At 49.7% G+C, this 13,369-nt stretch carries 14 protein-coding genes and 1 other annotated feature; of the genes, 6 read left to right on the top strand and 8 right to left on the bottom strand.

Going from position 1 to position 13,369, the window contains the following annotated elements; genetic code table 11:
* Positions 1-208 precede the first annotated feature (208 nt).
* Entirely contained in the window at positions 209-1,552 is a 1,344-nt protein-coding gene (locus DQG23_RS14440) for a hemolysin family protein (protein WP_113031562.1), read from the top strand.
* A gap of 193 nt (positions 1,553-1,745) precedes the next feature.
* On the opposite strand, the gene DQG23_RS14435 is transcribed toward DQG23_RS14440, so the two are convergent.
* Positions 1,746-3,155, bottom strand: coding sequence for a sulfatase family protein (locus DQG23_RS14435; protein WP_113031561.1), 1,410 nt, complete (start codon positions 3,153-3,155; stop codon positions 1,746-1,748).
* Between the two features lie 185 nt (positions 3,156-3,340).
* Between DQG23_RS14435 and DQG23_RS14430 the strand changes: the two genes are divergently transcribed.
* Positions 3,341-4,120: an AraC family transcriptional regulator gene (locus DQG23_RS14430; protein WP_113031560.1), complete on the top strand. Its 780-nt coding sequence runs from the start codon at positions 3,341-3,343 to the stop codon at positions 4,118-4,120.
* Here the strand turns inward: DQG23_RS14430 and DQG23_RS14425 are convergent.
* Positions 4,117-4,320, bottom strand: a complete 204-nt coding sequence (locus DQG23_RS14425; RefSeq protein WP_113031559.1) for a DUF5957 family protein — start codon at positions 4,318-4,320, stop codon at positions 4,117-4,119. The two genes, DQG23_RS14430 and DQG23_RS14425, sit on opposite strands and share 4 nt — an antisense overlap.
* On the bottom strand, positions 4,317-4,769 hold the full coding sequence (locus DQG23_RS14420) for a DUF6220 domain-containing protein (RefSeq protein ID WP_113031558.1): 453 nt from the start codon (positions 4,767-4,769) through the stop codon (positions 4,317-4,319). Before DQG23_RS14420 ends, DQG23_RS14425 begins: the two co-directional genes overlap by 4 nt.
* 186 nt (positions 4,770-4,955) lie before the next feature.
* Between DQG23_RS14420 and DQG23_RS14415 the strand changes: the two genes are divergently transcribed.
* Positions 4,956-5,645, top strand: a complete 690-nt coding sequence (locus DQG23_RS14415; protein WP_113031668.1) for a response regulator — start codon at positions 4,956-4,958, stop codon at positions 5,643-5,645.
* Positions 5,642-7,012 (top strand): sensor histidine kinase, encoded by a 1,371-nt coding sequence (locus DQG23_RS14410; protein WP_113031557.1) that lies wholly within the window; start codon positions 5,642-5,644, stop codon positions 7,010-7,012. Before DQG23_RS14415 ends, DQG23_RS14410 begins: the two co-directional genes overlap by 4 nt.
* A 46-nt stretch (positions 7,013-7,058) precedes the next feature.
* On the opposite strand, the gene DQG23_RS14405 is transcribed toward DQG23_RS14410, so the two are convergent.
* The 3 genes from DQG23_RS14405 to mug form a co-directional block, all read right to left on the bottom strand.
* Positions 7,059-7,457 carry a hypothetical protein gene (locus DQG23_RS14405; protein WP_113031556.1) on the bottom strand — a complete coding sequence of 133 codons (399 nt, stop codon included), beginning with the start codon at positions 7,455-7,457 and terminating at the stop codon, positions 7,059-7,061.
* Positions 7,458-7,544: 87 nt separating this feature from the next.
* Positions 7,545-8,048, bottom strand: coding sequence for a metallophosphoesterase family protein (locus tag DQG23_RS14400; RefSeq protein ID WP_337589400.1), 504 nt, complete (start codon positions 8,046-8,048; stop codon positions 7,545-7,547).
* Positions 8,049-8,060: 12 nt separating this feature from the next.
* Complete coding sequence (mug, locus tag DQG23_RS14395; RefSeq protein WP_113031555.1) at positions 8,061-8,567, bottom strand: G/U mismatch-specific DNA glycosylase; 507 nt, start codon at positions 8,565-8,567, stop codon at positions 8,061-8,063.
* A 238-nt stretch (positions 8,568-8,805) separates the two neighbouring features.
* Here mug and DQG23_RS14390 point away from each other — a divergent pair, with 238 nt between their 5' ends.
* On the top strand, positions 8,806-9,381 hold the full coding sequence (locus DQG23_RS14390; protein ID WP_113031554.1) for a beta-class carbonic anhydrase: 576 nt from the start codon (positions 8,806-8,808) through the stop codon (positions 9,379-9,381).
* 111 nt (positions 9,382-9,492) lie between these two features.
* Positions 9,493-9,755, top strand: a binding site (T-box leader).
* A 63-nt stretch (positions 9,756-9,818) separates the two neighbouring features.
* Positions 9,819-11,378 (top strand): lysine--tRNA ligase, encoded by a 1,560-nt coding sequence (gene lysS, locus DQG23_RS14385; protein ID WP_113031553.1) that lies wholly within the window; start codon positions 9,819-9,821, stop codon positions 11,376-11,378.
* Between the two features lie 162 nt (positions 11,379-11,540).
* Here the strand turns inward: lysS and DQG23_RS14380 are convergent, their stop codons facing one another.
* Positions 11,541-12,599: a Gfo/Idh/MocA family protein gene (locus tag DQG23_RS14380; protein ID WP_113031552.1), complete on the bottom strand. Its 1,059-nt coding sequence runs from the start codon at positions 12,597-12,599 to the stop codon at positions 11,541-11,543.
* Between the two features lie 23 nt (positions 12,600-12,622).
* The gene (locus DQG23_RS14375; protein WP_113031551.1) at positions 12,623-13,369 is read right to left on the bottom strand and encodes a ThuA domain-containing protein; all 747 of its coding nucleotides are present in this window, start codon (positions 13,367-13,369) and stop codon (positions 12,623-12,625) included.

Here is a 13,369-nt window from a genome sequence, read left to right as displayed (position 1 = left end):
CAACTGTCATATCGTCCTGTAAACGTGAATAATGATGGTAAAACCGACAGTTAAAGCCCGATTTTCAGGCTTCACGATTGAATATGTAGGAATTCAACGTATCCAGCGGGTTTGATCTTATTTGACTTTCTTGTATAATTTAAAATTAAGTACAACTATATTCTTATCAAATAAGGGAGGTGTACCTGTCTGCCGGTAAGTTGGGCGGATGGGAAACTATTTGGACAGTGAGCCTGGACCGTTACTTTTGAACCTGGTATTTGCATTCGTGTTGATTCTGCTTAACGGTTTTTTTGTCGCCGCAGAGTTTTCCATGGTTAAGGTAAGGGGAAGCCGCATCAATGCCCTTGCTCTCGAGGGTAATCTGAATGCGAAATTCGCAAGCAATATTTTGAACAATTTGAACGCCTATTTATCGGCTTGTCAGCTTGGCATTACATTAACGTCTCTCGCACTCGGCTGGCTGGGCGAGCCTACGATCGCAAGAATGCTGACTCCGATTCTGGAGAAATGGAACGTTCCGGAGAGCGTCACGCACGTTATCGCATTTATTATCGGATTTACGATCATCACTGCTCTTCATATTACGATCGGCGAACAAGTTCCTAAGACGTACGCCATCCGGAAATCCGAACAAGTCACGCTTTGGTCGGCAGGACCGATGGTCATCTTCTATAAAATCATGTATCCGTTTATCTGGTCTCTCAACGGCATTTCAAACTGGATGCTGCGCAAATCCGGCATCGAACCGGAATCCGAGCATGAGGCGGTGCATACGGAGGAAGAAATTCGGCTGCTTGTAAAAGAAAGCCACAGGAACGGCTTGATCGACAATACGGAATTGACGCTCGTCGACAACGTATTCGAATTTACCGAAACCGTTGCGCGGGAAATTATGATTCCCCGTACGGAAATGTCTTGCCTTTATGCGAATTCGTCCTTTGAGGAGAATCTCGAAATCGCAACGTCCGAAATGCGTACCCGGTACCCGTTATGCGATCCGGATAAGGATAACATTATCGGCTTCGTACACATTAAAGATTTGATGAGAGCCTCCCGCACAGGACTCAACGATATAAATAAAGTTTGCAGACCGCTTATGGCGGTACCCGAAACGGTTCCGATCAGCTCGCTGCTGAAGCAAATGCAGAAGAAGCGGACGGAAGTCGCCTTGCTGATTGACGAATACGGCGGCACATCGGGTCTCGTCACGATGGAAGATATTTTGGAAGAGCTTGTCGGTGAAATACACAACGAGTTCGACCAGGAAAGACCGACCATCGAAAAGAAGGATGAAAATAATCATTCCGTCGACGGCCTGCTCCATATTGACGAAGTTAACGAATACTTCAGCTTGACGATCGAAACGGATGACTACGACACGATTGGCGGCTGGGTATATTCGCAGGTCGAAACGCCCCCGGCTAAAAATCAGCGGGTATACTTCGAGGATTACGAATTTATCGTCGAAGAAGTCGACAATCTGCGAATTTCGCGGGTTACGATCAAGAAGCTGGCGAATGAGAACGATGCCCTTTCCGTTGTATCCTGACCGCAAAAAGAGTGACTTATGCATAGCGCATAGTCACTCTTTTTTAAAATATCAGAATTTATATGTTTCACAATTACTTAAGCCTGATATTTCACCGGTAAACGCGCCAGTCCTTAGCTTATGCTTACGAAGCCGCTTTCTTCGAAAGCGTTTAGGACGGAGAAGCCGTTTATCCTTGTTCGGCGTTTACCTGCTACGTTCGTACGACGAACGGCTCGTCCTTCGCTTCCGCCTGGAGCCTGTTCAGCTCCTGCTCCAGCTTTTTGACGACATTCGCGTAATCCGGATCGTGGTATACGTTAATCAGCTCGTTCGGATCCTTTTTCAAATCGAACAGCTCCCACTCCGGCGTCTTCGGAATATCTTTGGAGCCTGTCGTGCCCAGCGCATCCGCGTAATAATAAATCAGCTTGAATTGCTCCGTACGGACGCCGTAATGTGAATACACATGATGATCAACGTCCAGATGCATCCAATACCGGTAGTACATCGAGGTCCGCCAGCCCTCCGGCTTCTCCCCCCGTAAAATCGGCCGCATATCGACGCCCTGAACGTCCTCTGGAATTTCTACGCCGGCATAACTTAAGAAAGTCGGCGCAAAATCGACGTTCAGCGCAATATGACGATCCTCGCCGCCCGCTTTGATCTCAGCCGGATAACGGATGACGAACGGCATGCGGAGCGATTCCTCGTACATAAACCGTTTGTCGTACCAGCCGTGGTCGCCCAGGAAAAATCCTTGATCCGATGTGTACACGACGATCGTATTTTCCTCAAGACCGTTTTCCGCCAAATAGTCGAGCAGCCTTCCTACGTTATCGTCGATCGAAGCGACACAGCGCAAATAATCTTTCATATAACGTTGGTAATTCCAGCTTTTCAACTCCGAAGCGCTCAGCCCTTCCGGCGGATCCATTTTCAAATCCGTCTTCGTCAGGTCGCGGTCGATCCGCATCCTAGCTTCGACTGCGGCGCTCGCGCGGTTCGAGTAGTCGTCATGGAACGTTTCCGGCTCCGGAATATCGACATCCTCGTACATATGCGCATGCTTGGCGTCCGGAATCCAAGGCCGGTGCGGCGCTTTATGATGACACATCAGGAAGAAAGGCTTGTCGCGATCCCGTTCTTCGAGCCATTCGATCGACCGGTCCGTAATAATATCGGTCACATACCCTTCAAACTTGCGGTTACCGCCCTCTTCGATGAACATCGGATCGAAATAATCGCCCTGTCCGGGCAGCACGCTCCAGAAATCGAAGCCGGTCGGGTCGCTTTCCGCCCCATGCCCCAAATGCCATTTGCCGACGATTGCCGTTTGGTAGCCGTTTTGTTTAAGCAGCTTCGGCATCGTTTGCTGGCTTCCGTCAAAACGGTCGGACAATGTTCTGACCCCGTTGATATGATTGTATGTTCCGGTTAAAATCGTCGCCCTGCTCGGCGCGCAAATAGAGTTCGTGCAAAAACAGTTATCCAGCCGCATGCCGCCGTTCGCGATCCGGTCGATATTCGGCGTCGCATTCACTTTGCTGCCGTAGCAGCTCATCGCATGGGCGGCATGATCGTCGCTCATAATAAAAAGAATGTTCGGTCTGCTTGTAGTCATCGCTTTGCCCCCTACAGGAATAATATCTCCATTATAGATTGCACAGCAGCCGCCAAGCGATGTATGATTTTTATAAAGATGTACAATTCTACGATTATGTGAGAGGCATTTGTTGTTGACATTTGATCCTGCCGATTTTGTAGGATGATTTCATAACGCTTGCTCCAGGAAGGATAATATAAAAAATGATTACGCTGCATTCCGTCCATTTCGACGATCGCATTCCGAATTGGAGTACGAGAACCGAAAACCTGACGTACAATATTATGGTTCTCGTCCTTGACGGTACTGTCAGCTATCGCTTGAACGAGAAGCTTGTCGGAGCGGAAAAAGGCGACTTCCTCCTCCTTCCGGCAGGCACGTCGCGATCGGCTCAAAACACGGATACGCCTCACCAAAAGCTGACTGCGCTATTTTATACGGACGGCAACGACTCCGGTCATAAGCAGCTGCCGATTCGCCCTTTGAAGCTGAAGATCAAAGACTTCGACTATGTGCACAGACGATTTTTCATGCTTTATCAAGAAACGCTTGAGAAAAAGCCTTATTTCGAAAGCTACTGCATCAGCATTCTGACGGAAATACTCAGCTTGGCCAATCGCCAGTCGGAAACGGCCGACGCGCCGCCCAGCAAAGTGCTTCTTGCCCATAAAATGCAGCAAGCTCTTCACACCCGTTACCGGGAACGCATTCAAACGGAAGAGCTGGCCAGGCTTACGAACCGTTCCCCCAACTATTCGATTACGATTTTCAAAGAGGTGATCGGCGTGACTCCGCTCGACTACGTGCATGAGCTGCGCATTAAAGAGGCTTGCCGGTTATTGACCGAATCGACGATCGGCGTAGCGGAAATCAGCGATTATCTCGGCTTTTACGATACCTCGCATTTTTATCGCATTTTCAAGAAGATAACCGGGTTGTCGCCGTCAGCATACGCCGAACGAACGAATCGCCCTTCCACCTAGACGGAAGCTTTCTTCGCCTGTTTGCGGTCCCATACGACCGCAGCGGCGACGGAAACGATAGCGGTAATGAAGCCGAGAAATTTGATGCCGATCTTTTGATCGAAGACGACATAACCGATAATGCCGATGACTTCGGATAGCATGATGCCGAATAAATATCCGCCGATCAACGTGAGCGCAATCAGTTTGAGCACTCTCATACGGAAGCCTCCTTTCCGCCGAAAACCGTACGCCAAGCGCGCGGTACGATCAAAACCGCCAGCCCGAACAGCACCAATGCGGCAACAGGATGAAAGGCCGCCGCAACCGGAGCGACGCTAATGACGTTGGCCGTAAAATACATCACGATAATTAACGCGAAACAAACGGCGCTTTGCCATAGCAGCTTGGCCTGCAGCCGCCCGACAAACCCGAACATCAGCATGAGCAGCGGCAAATATTCGAATATATGCACGAAGCTCACATGCTTGGACCAATGAATCGGATTCATGAATACGGACATGCCGGCCAAAAACACCTGAATCGCAACACTTAGCGCGAATGCAATTGCCAAAACGACGAAGGAGATTCCGGTAAATCTTCCTTTTTTGTTCGGCTGCGCCGTACGTTCCGCTTCCTTCTCCGCTTCATTCCCTTTAACGATTGCCATCCCGTTATCCCCTTTCCATGTCTAACGCATCGACTCGGCATGCATGCTGCGGCCGACAAAGAAAGCTTATCAGCTACATGTTGCGAACTTGTGAAGAACCTTTGCGATTAAGGTGAATTTTTCCCGCAAGCATATAAGACAAGGTATAATCGGGAAAAAGACAAGAGAAAGAAAGGCGGGATCATGTTGGCCCACAAGCTTCTGCTGGTCGATGACGAACAAAAGGTGCTGGAATTTATGGAGCCCTTCTTAGCTGCGGAAGGCTTTCATATCGTGACGGCTAAGACGGGAACCGCAGCGATCCGAATCGCAAAGGAGCAAAAGCCGGATCTTGTCGTCCTCGACTGGATGCTGCCCGAAAAAAGCGGCATCGCCGTTTGCAGGGAGCTCCGTCAAATAAGCAGGATGGGAATCATAATGGTGACGGCCAAAACGGACGAAACCGATAAAATAATCGGGCTCGAGGTCGGCGCAGACGATTATATGACGAAGCCCTTCTCGCTGCGGGAGCTTGCGGCGCGCATACGATCGGTGCTTAGACGGATTGAAGGAAGGCGTGAAGACAGCGATGACATTATGCAGCGCGGAGAATTGGCCATTTCCGAGGCCAAGCGCCGCGTTTACAAGCGGGGTGAGGAGGTTCCGTTGACGCCTACCGAATTCAAGCTTCTGCTCACACTGGCGGCAAAGCCGGGCATCGTTTACAGCCGGCTTCAGCTCCTGCAGAGCGCCCTGGAGGATGACTTCCTGAATGACGAACGCACAGTAGACGCCCACATCAGCCACATCCGCAAAAAAATCGAGGACGATCCGGGAAACCCGTCTTATGTACAAACCGTATACGGCTTCGGGTACCGCTTCGGTGACCGTTTATGAGCGTTAGACGCAAGTTGTTTTTCGCCATGGCCTTTTTCATTGTCGGAATGGGGCTTGTTTTTGCCTTCGTGACGCAAATCGTGCTCAAAGATACGCTTCATCTAATGGTCGAGTCGGGAAAGAAAAATGAGATCGGAGAATGGTCCGGCCCGTTTACGGAATTTTACGAATCCAACGGACGTTCATGGGAAGGCATACAAACCTATGCCGATGCATCGATGAGGAAGGATAAGCTTGCCGAACGGTCGGCCAGCATCGCCTTATTGTCGCAGAACAAGCAAACATTGCTTTTTTTCGGCGATGCCGAGTATAACCTCGTGAAGAGATTCGGGATTGAAAGCCGGCTGTTCGCAGACGGCGATTGGATCGGCAGCTTATACTACTACGATAAAGATGCCGATTTTACATCAAAGCTCCGGATCGGCATCTTGGATTCGACCCGCGTCCTGCTAATTATAGGCACGTTGGGCTTCGTCATTATTTCGCTGCTGCTTGCCTTTTGGCTTTCCAGGCGGCTGACCGCCCCGCTCCGCTCCCTTATAACGGCGATCGACCGGTTGGCTAAAGGCGGTTACGGCATTCAAACGCCTGTCCTGTCCAAAGACGAGTACGGCAAAGCGGCCGCAGCCTTTAACCAAATGTCCGTGCAGCTGAAACAGCTGGAGGAGGCCCGCAGAAACCTGGTCGCCGATGTCGCCCACGAGCTGAGGACACCGATAACGATCGTCCAAGGCAAATTGGAGCTTATTCAACAGCACGGTCAACAAATTGCGCCGGAAAGCCTGCTTCCCTTGCAGGATGAGCTTATTCGGTTAACCCGGCTCGTCGACGAGCTGCACCAGCTCTCCCTTGCGGAGGCAAAGAAGCTTCCGCTGGACCGGAAGCCTACGGACATCCACGCTTTGCTCAAGCGGATCGTCGAGCATATCACCCCGGACGCGGACAACAAGAATATCCGGATCGAACTGAATTGCTCCTCCGATACGGTGACGGCGAACGTCGATTCGAATCGGGTTAAGCAAGTTTTTCTGAATCTGCTTGTCAACGCAGTTCGCTATACACCCGAGAACGGATTAGTCCGACTCTCGATTTCCGCCGAAAATAGGAAGCGTAACAAACCCGGCGGCAATCTTCTCGTATCCGTTTCCGATACGGGAGCAGGCATCTCGTCCGAACATCTCCCCTACCTGTTCAACAGGTTTTACCGTACGGACGAGGCGCGCGACCGCAACAGCGGCGGCATGGGACTCGGACTTGCGATCGCGAAGGAATTTATTTCGGCTCACGGCGGATCGATCGAAGTCGACAGCAAACCTGGCAACGGTACGACTTTTACCGTATCGCTTCCGATTTTTCCTGATAGTTAGCAACATTAACTATGTTTATTAATGTTATTAAATAAAGAGCTGGAGCCTACCTGTCAAACGCGACATCCCACCCGCCGTACAGGCCGATCGCCTTCATTAAATCTCGATGAACGGGAATCACGAACTGCATCGTTCCTAGCGTAAAAAGACCGCTCCGGTTATGCAGCGTCGCTTTCTTCGCATAAAACCTATATCGCGGCGTGCCGTCATCGGCTTGGACGATTTCTTGCTGCGTCTCCTGCTTATTGACGAACCGAAAAGGCGCGAACAGCTTCGATTCGAACGGCGTGATACTGATAACGTCCTCAAAGTTTAAGTAATAATTGGCATGCGGCTTATGCAGCACGACCTCTTTCGTCGAAACCGTAACGCCGAAATGATTTTTCTTGTGCGATAGCTTCAGATCGCCTGCCATTGGCATAAGCTTAAGGAAATTGGAATTCATGACGGATATCCTCCTCTGCCGATGAATAGCGGAATTTAAAATGGCAGCCGGCGCAAGCCCGACATTATCGCCAGGCCGCAAACCGGCTCATAAGGAAAAATAATGGTGGCTCGCGGAAAAACTTCCTCCGTCTACCGTCACGATGCCGTACGAATATTTCGGCTGCCGCCTCTTATCCGTCGGCGAACCGGGGTTGAACAGAACGGTTCCCCCATGCTTCTCCATGAATGGAATATGGGAGTGGCCGAAGACGATCAGATCGACGCTTTCATCGGCAAATGCGCGTCTCGCCCGTTCAGGAGTCGAACGGCCGGGACCCTCGTGTCCATGGACGATCCCGATGCGTAATCCGTCGAACAAGACTATTTTACGGCTGCCGAACCGGCGGTACAGCGCCTCGCCATCGCCGTTTCCCGTCACGCCATGCAGAGGCGCAAGCTTTGCCAGCTCGTCGGCCGCTTCCATCGTCACCCAGTCTCCGGCATGTATGATGGCGTCAACCTGCTGTAAACCATTTACCAATATGTCCGGCAGCAGCTTATTTGCTCGTCCCGGTATATGCGTGTCCGCGACAACTCCGATTCTTATCATCCTCTGTACACCTCATTTCGGCATATATCGAGCCAGGCCGCGGAATATTTCCGTCATCTCCTCAATCCTCATCCGGACCAAGCCGCTTGACGACGGGGCGACAAACTCTACGACTCCTTCGACGACGGACTCAGGCTGCTCTCCCCACCCCATTCCGGAACGTCCGCTGTATTGCTCGTATACGCCTTTTCCTACAAAGCAAGCAACCTTCGGCTTGTATTCACGGATCTTTGCGATAAGCAGCGCACGACCTGCTATATATTCATCTTTCGATATTTCGGCAGCCGTTTTTGTAGGACGGGGCACGATATTCGTAAAACCGAAGCCGAGACGAAGCAATGCTCCGTCCTCCTCCGGCTTGAATTTTCGCGGTGTCAAGCCGGCCTCATGGATGATTTTCCAGAAGCGATTGCTTGGGTTGGCATAATGATGGCCTGTCTCCGACGAACGCACGCTCGGATTGTACCCGATAAACAGAACGGACAAGCCGTGGGCCAGATGATCGGGAATCGGTTGCATGGCAGCATCTCCTCCCTTGCGTTTCCTGAAGTTTTTAATCATTATAGCACATTGGGGAAGACGAATCCCTTGTCTGCTTTTTGCAAGTGCAGCCGGTCGATCATGCTTGAAGCAAGCCGCCCTGACGAATGCGTTCGAAGACATTGCCAAACTTTCAAAAGTTGTGATCTAGCGAAAATAAGAATAAAATATAAAAATAAACTAGATATGTTCAACTTGGAAAGGGGAAAACCGTTACATGTCCGTCATTTCAGACATCATGCAGTACAACCGGGAGTTCGTCGGGAATAAAGAATACGAGGAATACTTGACCGATAAATATCCGGATAAGAAAATGGCCATTCTCACCTGTATGGACACGAGACTGGTCGAGCTTCTTCCGAAGGCGCTGAACCTGCGGAACGGGGATGCGAAAATTATCAAGAACGCCGGCGCCATTCTTACGCAGCCTTTCGGCAGCGCCATGCGGAGTATTCTTATCGCAATTCACGAAATGGGCGTTCAAGAAGTGCTTGTCATCGGGCATTACGGCTGCGGCATGGCTGCCCTTGATTCCGAAAAAATGGTAGAAAAAATTAAAGCCAACGGCATTCCGGACTTGGTTCTGCAAACGCTGGAGCGTTCCGGCATACGTATGGAACGTTTTCTCAAAGGCTTCGACAACGTCCAAGATGGCGTCATGCAAAGCGTCGAGATTATCCGCAACCACCCGCTGCTCCCGGCATTCATACCCGTTCACGGCTTCGTCATGCACCCCGATACGGGAGAGCTTGAGCTTATATCCGAAGGATACGAATTCACGAAGCCGCGTTGAGTGGGCTTGTCCGCCTTGAAGTTACCAGCGTTCTCCTCCCCTAACCCAAGTCAATATGTATTTGACTTATTCATGTCAAAGGGGTAATATGGCATAAATTAACTTAATGAAGCAAAGGCAAAGAAGAGAAGAGTAATTTTGAAGTGTTGTTCCCAGAGAGCTCCAGATCGGTGAAATGGAGTAACGATGCTCATCATGAAAAAAGTCTCGGAGCCTCATATGGAATTGAGCAAACGCTCAAGGATGGTATGACGGGATCTCCCGTTACAGAGATAGGGTATACGCTTTATTGCCGTACCCGAATAAGGTGATCATGGGAACATGTTCACAAACCGAGGTGGTACCACGACGCTAACATAGCTCTCGTCCTCAAGATGAAAATCTTGTGGATGGGGGCTTTTTTTATATTAATAAAAAATAGTTAGAGGTGATTTGCCGTGCATTGGGCCAAACGAATAGCGAGCCAGTTAATCCAAAATCATCCCGAAAGACAAACATTTGTGTGCGCTTCAGGGATTAGTCCTTCAGGGTCGGTACACATCGGTAATTTCAGAGAAATTGTAACCACTTATTTTGTAACAAAGGAGCTTGTGAAGTCCGGAAAGAAGGTTCGATTTATTTTTTCGTGGGACGACTTTGATCGATTTCGAAAAGTTCCTACTCATGTTGACCCGTCATTTGAGAAGTATATAGGAATGCCCTACTCGGAAGTCCCCTGCCCGTATGGATGCCACTCTTCGTACGCAGAACACTTTGAGACGGAATTCGAAAATGCGTTGTCGGCGTTCGATATCAAACCCGAGTTTATTTATCAGTGCCAAGAATATAAATCTACAAGATACCATTCATCAATCCTCCATGCTCTTAAGAACAGGATGGAAATTTATGATATTTTAACGGCATTTAAAACTGGCGGCGCCAACGAAGATGAACGGTCTTCTTTCTTTCCCGTTCACATTTATTGCGAGGTGTGTAAAAAAGATAATACGACCGTTCAACAATATGATGAACAAAATGAAATGATTACCTATTGCTGCAAATGCGGTCACCAAAACAGTCTCTCCATACGCCAAGCGACAAATATCAAATTACATTGGAAAATCGATTGGCCGATGCGTTGGAAAATGGAGGAAGTCCTATTAGAGCCCGGAGGCCGGGACCATTCTTCTGAAACAGGCAGTTATAATGTCTCAAGGGTTATATCCGAAAAAATTTTCAAAAATCCTCCGCCCCTTTATGTGCCATATGAATTCATTAACATAAAAGGCAGCTACGCTAAAATGTCCAGCTCTTCCGGAAACAATTACACGCCAATTGATCTTTTGAACGTGTACGCCCCGGAAAATATTTTATTTTTGTTCGCTAAGTACCAACCGCATGCCGCTTTCCAAATCGGAATGGATGAAGATGTGATAAGGAACTATATGGAATACGAAAGATATCGGGATAGTTACGGCTCCCCTTCTCTGACAAGCGATATCAAAGAAGCGTTAGAGCTTTCCATGATGACCGACATGGGTATGAAAATCCCAAAATTCAACCAAATTACAAGTTTATTACCATTGATTAACTTCGATACCAAGTTGTTGAAAGACTTATTGTACCGTGACGGTGAAGATTATCCTTCAGAAATGCTGGAACAAATCGCAAAACGAGCGGAAAACTGGATTAAGCTATGGAATCCCCAAAAACTTATAACTGTCAACGAGTGCCCGGATCATGCCTTTTACGGAACGTTAAGCTTGATTGAACAGGAGTGGATGAAAGCTTTCTGCAGAATACTGAAAAACGAAAGCATCGAAAAAGAGCATCTGATGGAAGAAATCTACGCAATTTGTCAGGATGAAGATAAAAGAATTATGAGAAATAATCAAAAACGACTATTTACTATAATTTATAAGTTAACCCTTAATAACAATGAAGGTCCACGCATCCCATTATTAATTCAAGCAATAGGAGCGAATAAGTTATTACATTTATTAGAATTCGATAAATAAGATTTTGGATTAACTCAACGTTCATAGCTTGACAATCGGTACCATCGCTATGTTACGAAACTCCTGATTCGATATTTATTATTTGGATGTGCAGACCCAGAGTTAAGAAAAACGCCAAAGGAGAGAAACGGTTTCTCCCCCTTGGCGTTCGATGTCCGATATTTACAGCTGAATCTCCTTACCCTGCTTAGCCGATTCGTAAATGGCACCTAAAATCCGGATCATATCGACACCCTGTTCCGGCGTGAAAATCGGCTCGTTCCGGCCTAGAACGACGTCAACGAAGTGATGGATGTTTGAGCCGTGACCGTGACCGTTTTTGACGATTTGCGGTTGGATATTGCACAGCGTCCCTTCGATTTCAGTAAACAGCTTCAGATCGTCATCGATCAAACTAAAGCCCGCTTTCGTGCCGCGAAGCTCGACGAACCGCGTCTCCTGCTCGATGTTCGACGCCCAGCTGAATTCGATTTGCAGCGTAGCGCCGTTCGCGAAACGGATAAAACCCGATGCCAAATCCTCCACGTCAAAAACGCCGCCGGCCCGCTTCTCTCCGAATGCGCTGTGCGCCGAGTCGGAAAGCTCGGTTCCTGCGAACTTCGTGTATACCGAACCGCTGACCGATACCGGCTTCGGGTTCCCCATAATCCAAACCGCCAAATCGATCATATGGACGCCAAGATCGATAAGCGGGCCTCCGCCGGAAAGCTCCTTCGTCGTAAACCAGCCGCCCTTGCCGGGAATCCCCCTTCTGCGAATCCATCCGCATCTGCCGGTATAACATTCGCCCATATGGCCATTCTCGACGTAAGCTTTAAGAAATTGTGCGACCGAGCGAAACCGGTTGTTGCGCATGACCATAAGCACTTTGCCGCTCTCCTTGGCCGCCTCCGCCATTTGGACGGCTTCGTCCGGGCTTACGGCGTCCGGCTTTTCGCAAAAGACGTGCTTGCCCGCCTTCAGCGCCGCTACCGCGATCTCGGAATGATACAGGTTGGGCGTGCAAATGTTAATGATGTCCAGGTCGGCGCGCGCCAGCAAATCGCGGTAATCCTCGTATACATCGGCAATGTTATGCTCCGCGGCAATCTTCTCCACCGCTTCTTTGTTGACGTCGCATAAAGCGACGAGCTCGGTGTCCGGATTCGCAAGCCAACTGGTCAAATGCGATCCCTTAAACATGCCGCCGGTTCCTACTGCTCCTACTTTCAATTTAGCCATTGCAATCCTGCCTCCTTTATGGTTTACGGTTTAAGCGGCTTCGGGTTCGGCACTTGCTCAAGTGCCGGAGCCGGCCCTTCGGGCCTAACGTACGGTACGGACTCCGGATCGGGAGCAGCCCACCGCACCCCGTTCGAGATGATTTGCATAACGGTCGGATGATGAAAGGTCGGGTACGTCTCGTGACCGGGACGGAAGTAAAAGATTTTGCCGCTTCCCCTGCGGAACGTGCAGCCGCTCCGGAATACTTCGCCGCCTTGAAACCAGCTGACAAATATCAGCTCCTCGGGATCGGGAATGTCGAAAAACTCTCCGTACATCTCCTCCTGCTCCAGCTCGAAAAAGCGGTCCACCCCGCGCGCGATCGGATGCGCCGGATTGACGACCCACAGCCGTTCCTTCTCGTCCGCAACCCTCCAGGACAATGTGCAAGAGGTTCCCATCAGCTTGCGGAACACTTTGGAGTAATGACTTGAGTGAAGCGCGATAAATCCCATGCCCGCCAGTACCCTGTCGCAAACCTTTTGTACGATGGCGTCATCCACATCCTCATGCTTGGTGTGCCCCCACCAGATCAGAACATCCGTATCGCGAAGCACCTCATCCGTAAGTCCGTGCTCCGGCTCATTCAGTGTAGCGGTCCGGAGCGAATAGCCGTCCGGAGCGAGACCGTCGGCGATAGCGCCGTGAATCCCTTTCGGATAAATGCGGGCCACCTTTTCTTTGCGCAGCTCATGACTGTACTCGTTCCAAATCGTGACTCGAATCAT

It is taken from the genome of Paenibacillus contaminans (assembly GCF_003285015.1).
GTDB classification, from domain to species: Bacteria; Bacillota; Bacilli; order Paenibacillales; family NBRC-103111; genus Paenibacillus_V; species Paenibacillus_V contaminans.
The sequence above is the reverse complement of the archived record's forward strand: the minus strand, read 5'-3'. Positions and strand labels throughout refer to the sequence as shown.

Excerpts from the sequence above, each read along its gene's own strand:
- DQG23_RS14440 (WP_113031562.1), top strand. The coding sequence starts at position 209 with ATGGGAAACTATTTGGACAGTGAGCCTGGACCGTTACTTTTGAACCTG.
- DQG23_RS14435 (WP_113031561.1), bottom strand. The coding sequence starts at position 3,155 with ATGACTACAAGCAGACCGAACATTCTTTTTATTATGAGCGACGATCAT.
- DQG23_RS14430 (WP_113031560.1), top strand. The coding sequence starts at position 3,341 with ATGATTACGCTGCATTCCGTCCATTTCGACGATCGCATTCCGAATTGG.
- DQG23_RS14425 (WP_113031559.1), bottom strand. The coding sequence starts at position 4,320 with ATGAGAGTGCTCAAACTGATTGCGCTCACGTTGATCGGCGGATATTTA.
- DQG23_RS14420 (WP_113031558.1), bottom strand. The coding sequence starts at position 4,769 with ATGGCAATCGTTAAAGGGAATGAAGCGGAGAAGGAAGCGGAACGTACG.
- DQG23_RS14410 (WP_113031557.1), top strand. The coding sequence starts at position 5,642 with ATGAGCGTTAGACGCAAGTTGTTTTTCGCCATGGCCTTTTTCATTGTC.
- DQG23_RS14405 (WP_113031556.1), bottom strand. The coding sequence starts at position 7,457 with ATGAATTCCAATTTCCTTAAGCTTATGCCAATGGCAGGCGATCTGAAG.
- DQG23_RS14400 (WP_337589400.1), bottom strand. The coding sequence starts at position 8,048 with ATGATAAGAATCGGAGTTGTCGCGGACACGCATATACCGGGACGAGCA.
- mug (WP_113031555.1), bottom strand. The coding sequence starts at position 8,567 with ATGCAACCGATTCCCGATCATCTGGCCCACGGCTTGTCCGTTCTGTTT.
- DQG23_RS14390 (WP_113031554.1), top strand. The coding sequence starts at position 8,806 with ATGTCCGTCATTTCAGACATCATGCAGTACAACCGGGAGTTCGTCGGG.
- DQG23_RS14380 (WP_113031552.1), bottom strand. The coding sequence starts at position 12,599 with ATGGCTAAATTGAAAGTAGGAGCAGTAGGAACCGGCGGCATGTTTAAG.
- DQG23_RS14375 (WP_113031551.1), bottom strand. The coding sequence starts at position 13,369 with ATGATTCGAGTCACGATTTGGAACGAGTACAGTCATGAGCTGCGCAAA.